This is a genomic window from Homoserinimonas sp. (assembly GCF_056262345.1).
In genome coordinates, this window is record NZ_JBACFR010000304.1 from 1 (window position 1) to 8012 (window position 8012).

Annotated in this window: 7 protein-coding genes; 2 read left to right on the forward strand and 5 right to left on the reverse strand. The window is 64.0% G+C overall.

The features are described from left to right. Positions 1-1168 (reverse strand): MFS transporter (locus AC062T_RS13760; RefSeq protein WP_476030949.1); only part of this gene is annotated, 1168 nt, incomplete at its 3' end. Between the two features lie 61 nt (positions 1169-1229). After that, complete coding sequence (locus AC062T_RS13765; RefSeq protein ID WP_476030951.1) at positions 1230-2384, reverse strand: cysteine desulfurase family protein; 1155 nt, start codon at positions 2382-2384, stop codon at positions 1230-1232. A gap of 18 nt (positions 2385-2402) precedes the next feature. Between AC062T_RS13765 and glgX the strand changes: the two genes are divergently transcribed. Beyond that, entirely contained in the window at positions 2403-4430 is a 2028-nt protein-coding gene (glgX, locus tag AC062T_RS13770; protein ID WP_476030953.1) for a glycogen debranching protein GlgX, read from the forward strand. A 2-nt stretch (positions 4431-4432) separates the two neighbouring features. Further along, positions 4433-4909 (forward strand): Cys-tRNA(Pro) deacylase, encoded by a 477-nt coding sequence (gene ybaK / locus AC062T_RS13775; RefSeq protein ID WP_476030955.1) that lies wholly within the window; start codon positions 4433-4435, stop codon positions 4907-4909. Here the strand turns inward: ybaK and AC062T_RS13780 are convergent. Genes AC062T_RS13780 through AC062T_RS13790 form a run of 3 tightly spaced genes read right to left on the reverse strand, consistent with a single transcriptional unit; the run spans position 4880 to position 7871 of the window. Next, the gene (locus tag AC062T_RS13780) at positions 4880-5536 is read right to left on the reverse strand and encodes a signal peptidase I (protein ID WP_476030957.1); all 657 of its coding nucleotides are present in this window, start codon (positions 5534-5536) and stop codon (positions 4880-4882) included. The two genes, ybaK and AC062T_RS13780, sit on opposite strands and share 30 nt — an antisense overlap. Then, on the reverse strand, positions 5533-6339 hold the full coding sequence (locus tag AC062T_RS13785) for a hypothetical protein (protein WP_476030959.1): 807 nt from the start codon (positions 6337-6339) through the stop codon (positions 5533-5535). The genes AC062T_RS13780 and AC062T_RS13785 overlap by 4 nt, the downstream gene beginning before the upstream one ends. Positions 6340-6344: 5 nt before the next feature. After that, a complete protein-coding gene (locus AC062T_RS13790) occupies positions 6345-7871 on the reverse strand; it encodes an RICIN domain-containing protein (RefSeq protein WP_476030961.1) in 1527 nt (508 codons plus the stop codon). Positions 7872-8012: the final 141 nt, after the last annotated feature.

Genomic DNA, 8012 nt, shown 5'->3' on the forward strand with positions numbered 1-8012 from the left:
CAATGGTGAGTGTGGTCGCTCCGAGCGCCATTCCCGTCGTCTCCCCCGCCGTCCACACCCCGCTGAAGGTGCCGGCCTTGCCGGACCCGTTGGTTCTAGCGTCGTAGGAAATGACATCCGGCAACATCGCCATGGGCAACGACTGCATGCCGGCATAGGCGGCCCCCGCAACGGCGACGGGCAGATAGACCCACCCCCCGGGTGCCCAGATGAGCGCGATCATGCTTGCCGCCGCGAGCGCGAACACCCCGCTCGCGATCACGAATGTGCGGTACTTGCCCAGGCGACGCGCAACGACGCCCCAGACGGGCGCCAGCAGCAGCGCCGGAGCGATGAGCGCAACGAAAAGCAGAGTCACCGCATCTTCGGACCGAAGGACCCACGTCGCCACGTACTGCGCACCCGCAAGCATGAGCCCCGTCGCCAACCCCTGGAGCATGAACGTGGCGAGCAGCGCACGGAATGGCGCACTACGGGCGAGCGTTGCCGCGCCGTCTCGATAAGCCACCCCGAGCGACCGGCGCTGCGGAATGAACGCAAACGAATGCGACTGTGGCGCAACCCTCGAGGAGATCAGCATGCCAGCGCCGATCACGAGGCCGGCGACCGCCGCCATCACCAAGTAACCGACGCGGGCATCGTCGGCCAGTCCGCGCAGGATGGGACCCCCAGCACCGAAGAGCAAAATGGCCAGGGTGAGCACGACGACCCGCCAGGTGAGCAGTCCCGTCCTATCGTCGTAGCCGGATGTCAACTCAGCCGGCAGCGCAATATAGGGCACCTGAAACAGGCTGAATGCCGTGGCGCACAACACAAACGCCAGGGTGACCCACACTCCTGAGGCCACCGGGCCGAGCCCCGCCGGCACCGCAAAGGTGAGAAAGAAAAACACGGGAAGGGTGAGACCGCCGAGCATCATGAACCTGCGCCGCGAGCCCGTGCGCGCGAGGCTCGCATCGCTTGTGGCCCCGATGACGGGATCGATGATCACGTCCCACACCTTGGCGAGGGTCACGATCAGGCCGGCGGCGAGCGCCGCTATGCCGAGGGTGTCGGTCAAGTAGTAGACGAGCACGAGTCCGGGCAGCGTGGCGAACCCTCCGGTGCCCAGCGAACCGACCGCGTATCGAGCGATAGTCGCCCTGCTGACATGCGTCGTTGCATCCATGACGCCTGAGCGTAGTGGGCGGCGAGCGCGAGGGGAACGCCCATAGCTCACCGAGTGAGGGTCACACCGCTCTGTTGCTATAACCGGCGCGTCTGGCCCTTGCCACGGCATCGGGCAACACCGAGAGAAGAGCCTCAATGTCGGAGGCGGTCGAATCGTGTCCGAGCGTGAACCGCAGGGCTCCCCTGGCCTCGGCTTCGCTCAGGCCAATGCCCAACAGAACGTGGGATGCCTCGGGGATTCCGGCCTGGCAGGCCGACCCCGTGCTCGCTGAGATGCCTGCGGAATCGAGCATGAAGAGAAGGGAATCCCCCGCGCAGCCGGGAAAGGTGAAGTGGGCGTTGTTGTCGAGACGATCATGCGGGTCGCCGCGCAGCACGGCGTCGGGCACGGCCGAGCGCACACCCGTGATCAGCGCATCACGCAGGTGCTTGAGAGAAACAGGAGGATGCTCGACGGCGGCGGCGAACGCCACTGCAGCAGGTGCATCCTGCGTGCCGGAGCGCACATTGCGCTGCTGCCCGCCTCCATGAAGCAGGGGCTCGACTACGGCCGTGGGAGCGAGGGCGCGCGCCCCCATGCCCAGCGGCCCACCGACCTTGTGGGCGGACACGCTAATCGCGGCGGCACCGCTCTCGCGCAGAGAAACCGGCAGATGGCCGTATGCGGCCACGGCATCTACGTGGACTGGAACGCCGCGTTCGGCTGCCAACGCCACGATCTCAGCGACCGGCTGCACCGTGCCCACCTCGTTGTTGGCCCAGAGCATGGTCACCAGGGCAATATCATCGTGCTCCCGCAACGACTGGGCAACCGAGTCGATGGAGATGCGCCCCAGTTCATCGATCGGCAACCACTCGATGACGGCACCCTCATGAGCCACGAGCCACTCGGCGGCATCGATCGTTGCGTGGTGTTCGCCGCGGGGAACAAGGATGCGCTTGCGCGAGACCACTGACGTGTCGCGAGCCCAGAACAGCCCCTTGACGCCCAGGTTCACCGATTCTGTGCCACCGGAGGTCAACACGATCTCGATGGGGTCGCATCCGAGTGATCCGGCGATCACCTCGCGTGCTTCTTCGAGCATGCGTTTGGCTGACTGCCCGTGCGTGTGAATGGATGACGGATTGCCCACAAGATCGAGGGCCGCGATGAGGGCGGCGCGGGCGGCGGGGAGCATGGGCGTGGTCGCCGCATGGTCCAGGTAGACGGGCATAGGTTCTACTCTAGGACGATGATCTCCACCGATCCTCTGCGCGACCTTGGTGTGCGAGTGACGGGTGCCGGCGGCCACCTTCGGGTCTGGTCTGAGCACGCGACATCCATGGAATTGTGCATCTTTGATAACCGGGGCGACCGCGTTACCGCCACCGCCGAGATGAGCCGCGACGAGCACGGAGTCTGGTCGGTGACGCACCCCGACCTCGTGGGCGACACCCGGTACTCGGTGCGAGTGAGCGGCGAAGGCCCACGGTTCGACGCGTCTCGCCATCTGCTCGACCCGTACGCGCGCGGCTTCGACCGTGTGAGCGCCGGGCGATGGCGTTCGTGTGTCGACGACGGCGGCTTCGACTGGAACGGCGCAACAAAACCAGCAACGCCCCTCGACCACACGGTCATCTATGAAGCGCACGCGAAAGGGATTTCGCGGCTCAATCCTGCGGTTCCCGACGAATTCCGCGGCACCTATGCCGGGCTCGCGCACGAATCGGCCATCGAGCAGCTGCTCGATCTTGGTGTGACGGCGATCGAGCTTTTGCCCGTCCATCAGTCGGTGAGCGAAGAGCGGCTTCGACGGCTCGGCTTCATCAACTATTGGGGCTACAACACTCTCGGATTCTTTGCTCCGCATCGTGACTATGCCACCGCAGCGGCCCGTGCGGCCGGGCCCGCCGCAGTGCTGCGCGAGTTCAAGGGAATGGTTAAGCTGCTGCACGAGGCGGGCCTTGAGGTCATCCTCGACGTTGTCTACAATCACACCTCCGAGCAGGGGCCGGAAGGTCCGACGACGAGCCTGCGCGGTATCGATGATGCTGCCTACTATCGCCAGAATGCCGAGGGCGAATACATCGACGTCACAGGCTGCGGCAACTCCCTCAACACGGCCCACCCGGCATCGCAACGCCTCGTGCTCGATTCGTTGCGGTACTGGGCGAACGACGTTCAAATCGACGGTTTCCGCTTCGACCTGGCCGCGACCCTGGGGCGCAACGAACACCACGAATTCGACCCCGAGCATCCGCTGCTCACGGCCATCGTTAATGACCCAGAGCTTCAGGGCGTGAAGATGATCGCAGAACCCTGGGACATCGGCGCCGGCGGGTGGCAAACCGGCAACTTCCCTCCGGGCTGGATCGAGTGGAACGACGGCTACCGCGACAGGATGCGCGACTTCTGGCTCACCGACATTGCCGCCGAGCGCCGGGATGGTGTTGCGCTGCAGGGAATCGGCAGCATGGCACGGCGCTTCGCCGGCTCGGCCCATGTCTTCGCCGACGAGAGGGGTCCCCTCTCGAGCGTGAACTTCATCACCGCTCACGACGGGTTCACACTGGCCGACCTCACGACCTACGACCACAAGCACAATGAGTCGAACCGGGAGGACAACCGCGACGGCACGGACGACAACAGATCGTTCAACCACGGCGTAGAAGGCCCCACCGACGACTTCGACATCACCACAGCGCGGCGCAAAGCGATGCGCAACCTCTTAGGCACGTTGCTGCTCTCCGCCGGCGTTCCGATGCTCACCGCTGGCGACGAGTTTGGCCGCTCCCAGCAGGGCAACAACAACGCCTACTGCCACGACGACGAGCTGAGCTGGCTGCCCTGGGAGCACGACGACTGGCAACGGGATCTCTTCGAGATTTCGAAGCGTCTGCTTCGTCTTCGCCGCGAGAACCCAGCGCTGCGACCGGTGCGCTTTGGCCGCTCAGACGAGACCGTACCTTCTGCCAGCCAGATGGACTGGTACAACGGCGCTGGCGAGACGATGTCGACGGAAGACTGGGATTCACCCGCCCAGCGCGTGCTGCAGTATGTGGCGGCGTCGACACCCGAGCACGAGGACTTCAATCGCATTCTGCTGGTCGTGCAGGGGCGGGAGGAGCCTGAGACGGTGACCCTGCCCCGCCACCCGGGAGTCTCGTCCTACACGCTGCTGTGGGATTCCGCACTCGACATTACGGGTCCCGACGTTCACGACCCCGGCGCCCAGGTCACGATGGCTCCTGCCTCGATGCAGCTCTTTAGAGCCGAGTAGCCATGGCCTCAACGGGAACCCCTGCCACCGTCGCTCTCAGCGGAGCGGGCATCCGATTCATACCGCACGTTTATGCGCACGACCCAGCCGTGACCAACTTTGGCCTTGAGGCCGCCTCCGCCCTCGGGCTTGAACCCGACCGGGTCTTCAAGACCCTGCTCGCGGATGTCGACGGTCGCCTTGTCGTGGGGATTGTGCCGGTGACGGCAAAGCTCGACCTCAAGGCGTTGGCGGCGGCGGTCGGTGGCAAGAAAGCGGCAATGGCGGATGCTGCGGTCGCCGAACGCAAGACCGGCTACGTGGTCGGCGGCATCAGCCCTGTTGGGCAGAAGAACCGTCACACAACCGTCATCGACGAGACGGCGGAGCTGTTCGAAACGGTGTTCGTGAGCGGAGGCCGGCGCGGCTTTGACATTGAGCTCGCCCCGGCAGATCTCATCGCGGTGACGTCAGCGCACGTGGCTGATATCGCTCGCTGATTCGTCGGCCCGCTCAGCGTCGTCGACCGATCGAGCGTCCGCCTCGGGCTGAGCAGCATCTCGACGCTTTCGCACGGCCGACGTTATCCCGCTTGCGAGCATGTATCCCGCGTAGAGGAACAACACGACGGCAATAGTGGGAATCAGCCACCCTCGAAGGTCACCATTGAGCAGGTTGTTGGCGTATCCGATCCACGGCACGGCATACCAAACCTTGCCCTTGATCTGCACGGGCTGCACGGGCAGAGCGTCAGCGGCACCGTTTGCGTCGCCCTTCGTGACGAAACTCACCTCGCCCTTCGTGTCTTGGGTGATAGAGACGACCCGGTGCGTGACCACGGCGTCCTTACCCGACTCGATCTGGTACGTGATGGCATCGCCGATTCGGATCTCTTGCGCGTCGGTCGGGCGCACGATCACAAGAGTGCCCGGCGGGTACGTCGGCTCCATCGAACCGGTAAGAACTGTCATGGGGGTCGAGCCCGTGGCGGCAGGGACCACGATGACCATCACACCAACAAGCAAGACGAGGGCGAGCAATCCCGCACTCAAAGCAACACCAATGTAATAAAACAGCCCTCGGGGCTTGGTATCAGACTCGATCCGTGCCGCTCGTCGCTCGCTCATGCTGCACTCTCCGTCTGCTCGTCGTCGCGTCGTCGCCGCCAGAAGACGACTCCGAACATCATTGTGCCAACAACGAACGCGCCCATCGGGACGAGAACCCAGTACTCCTCCCAGAGATGCCAGGTGTTGGGGTCAATCCCCAGGGCATCTTCCAGGCCGAGAACGGGAAGGTCAGGATCGTTGGCCACGAGACCGCCGCTCTCGGATGCGGGAGGATCGGAGGTAGTCGACACCATGCCACGTCCAACTGCTCCAGGGGTGACGGGGATTGCCACATCGGGAACTCCGCAATTCGAGGGCGAGAGGCTCCCCGGCGTGAGGTCACTCAGCGAAATTCCGAGCGAGGCATTGGCGGTGCCCCCCTGACCTCTGAGGCCATCAAGGTTTCCCAATGCAGCGCCGAGATCGATGCGAGAAACACCGTTCGACGGCACAACCTGTCCTTCAGAGAGCACCCAGCACGGATCAGCGAGCGAAATCGGAATCCGCTGGCCGCTGACCCCGCCTACCGTTGCGAGTACCGAGATCGCGTTGGCCAAGTCGAGATCGGAATAAGAGACGTTGCTCAGCACGATGCGGAGAAAGCCTGGCTTGCTGCTGGAGTTGCGCACATAGATGGAACCCTGCTGGGCATCCCCCGGCACCATTGTCGCGATATCCGCCAGCAATGAACCAGAAAGGCTAGAGCTGTAACTGACGCCATCGCGGCTCACCTCAAGTCCGCCTGGGGCGGCTGTTGCGGTGAGGGTCGGACCCAACGCGAGGGCTGCTCCGAGGATTAGTGCGCTAGTCGCTTTTTTCATGGAGATCACGGCGCACCGCACAGGAATGGGCTGGCGCTTCCGTCTGTCGCGACCTTCGTGAAGAGACTCGTGCCTACCGTCGTCCACGTGTTTGTGCCCTTGACCGTCTGCTCCACGGTGACCGCATACGACTGACCCTCAGCAAATGCGGCGGTGTTGCCGCTGCTGAGTTGGAACGTCTGCCAGCCATCGATCGTCGATGTCATGAGGGTCTTGCCAACGTAGGCCCGGTAAAGCACTTCTGACTGATAGTTGGTAGGCACGGGCCAGGAATACGTGGCAGTCCACTGGCCCTGTGTGCAGGTGAGGTCAGCCGCGGGAGGGTTCGGGTTGCCTACCATTTCGAGCTGGACCTTAGGAGATGGGTTCGCTGAGCAGGTCGTGAGGTTGAGACTCGAATTGAGGCACCGTGTGTTAGCCACGTTTCTCAGCTGGTAGCTGCCGTCGGCCTGCGCCACAGCCGTCCACCGATAGCGGGTGTCATTCGTCGACAGTGGTCCCAGATCAATGTCGGCCCCGCTGCTGTTGCTGTCTGCGTACATCGCGAGGCCAGCGCTGTTGCCCCACTGTGTCGCCATCGTGATGTAAAAGCCTGCGGCGCCAGAGGCAGCCGGCGTGAATCGCCATTCCGTCTGGTCGGAGCACGCTGAGGTCGTGAGGTTGGCGGAGTTGCCGGATCGCGCGACGCAGTCTGCGCTGCCTGAGGTCTTGATCGTGTAGCGAGCATTCGGGTTGGGAACGGTCGTCGGGGCCGGAACAAACGCTGGCCCTGTCACGATGGTGGAACCATCGGCCGTGAAAGTGAACCTCTGAGCTGCAGAGGCAGAGCATGCCGTCTGGCTCAGCGCGGTGATCGCGCTAGTGCCACTGCCGGTTACGGCACCTCGTGTGAGGCACATCCCGCTCTTTTTATTGACGAGCTGGTAAACGCCGGCGGTAATCTGCTGAAGCTGCCAGCGTCCTTCGTCGGCGGCCGTGGAATTGATCGATACCGCTGCGCCGCTCGTATCGGAGCCCGCCGTCACGACGACGCTGCGACCACTCGAAAGCTGAGTGGAGATGCGGTAGTACGTGCCGTCGGCGGTGAGCTTCCAGCGTTGGTTGGTCTTGCCCGCTTCGCTGTTGGGCTTGCAGGCGAAACCGATAACGGGCCGGCCGTTGGTATCCGTTGCAGACTCAACGTCGACACAGTTCGCGCCGGAAACATCGCTGATGCGGTACCAGTTGGTGGTGCTGACAGTGCCAACGGGATAGATGCTCCGCGTCGTCTGCGTTGTAGTAGGCGCCGCCGCAGCTGTCCAGGCACTCGACCCGCTAAAAGACAGTGTTGCGGTTGCCTGCGGCGTGATGGTGAATGTGCCACCCGCCACGCCAAGCTGGCTGCGTTCTGCGGCGACCGAGCGCACGCAGTAGACAACGGATGCCGCAGGAGCGAGCGTGGTCGAGATGGCGGGGATGGTGGCCCAGGTTCCCTGAACCCCGCTTGCGGGTAAGGCCGTCGCGGTGCACGCTGCAGCAGACTGCGGCCACACCCAGACAGTGAACTTCGACGCCCACGTGGCATCGACTCCCGTGAATGCGGCACTGAGCTGGGTACTCACCGGCATTGCGGTCGTCCGCGTCGTGGCGGTCGTGTTCGTCACCGTGACGGTGCCATTCGCCGTCGCAGCGTG

Coding starts and splice junctions, on each gene's coding strand:
- AC062T_RS13765 (WP_476030951.1), bottom strand. CDS start 2,384: ATGCCCGTCTACCTGGACCATGCGGCGACCACGCCCATGCTCCCCGCC.
- glgX (WP_476030953.1), top strand. CDS start 2,403: ATGATCTCCACCGATCCTCTGCGCGACCTTGGTGTGCGAGTGACGGGT.
- ybaK (WP_476030955.1), top strand. CDS start 4,433: ATGGCCTCAACGGGAACCCCTGCCACCGTCGCTCTCAGCGGAGCGGGC.
- AC062T_RS13785 (WP_476030959.1), bottom strand. CDS start 6,339: ATGAAAAAAGCGACTAGCGCACTAATCCTCGGAGCAGCCCTCGCGTTG.
- AC062T_RS13780 (WP_476030957.1), bottom strand. CDS start 5,536: ATGAGCGAGCGACGAGCGGCACGGATCGAGTCTGATACCAAGCCCCGA.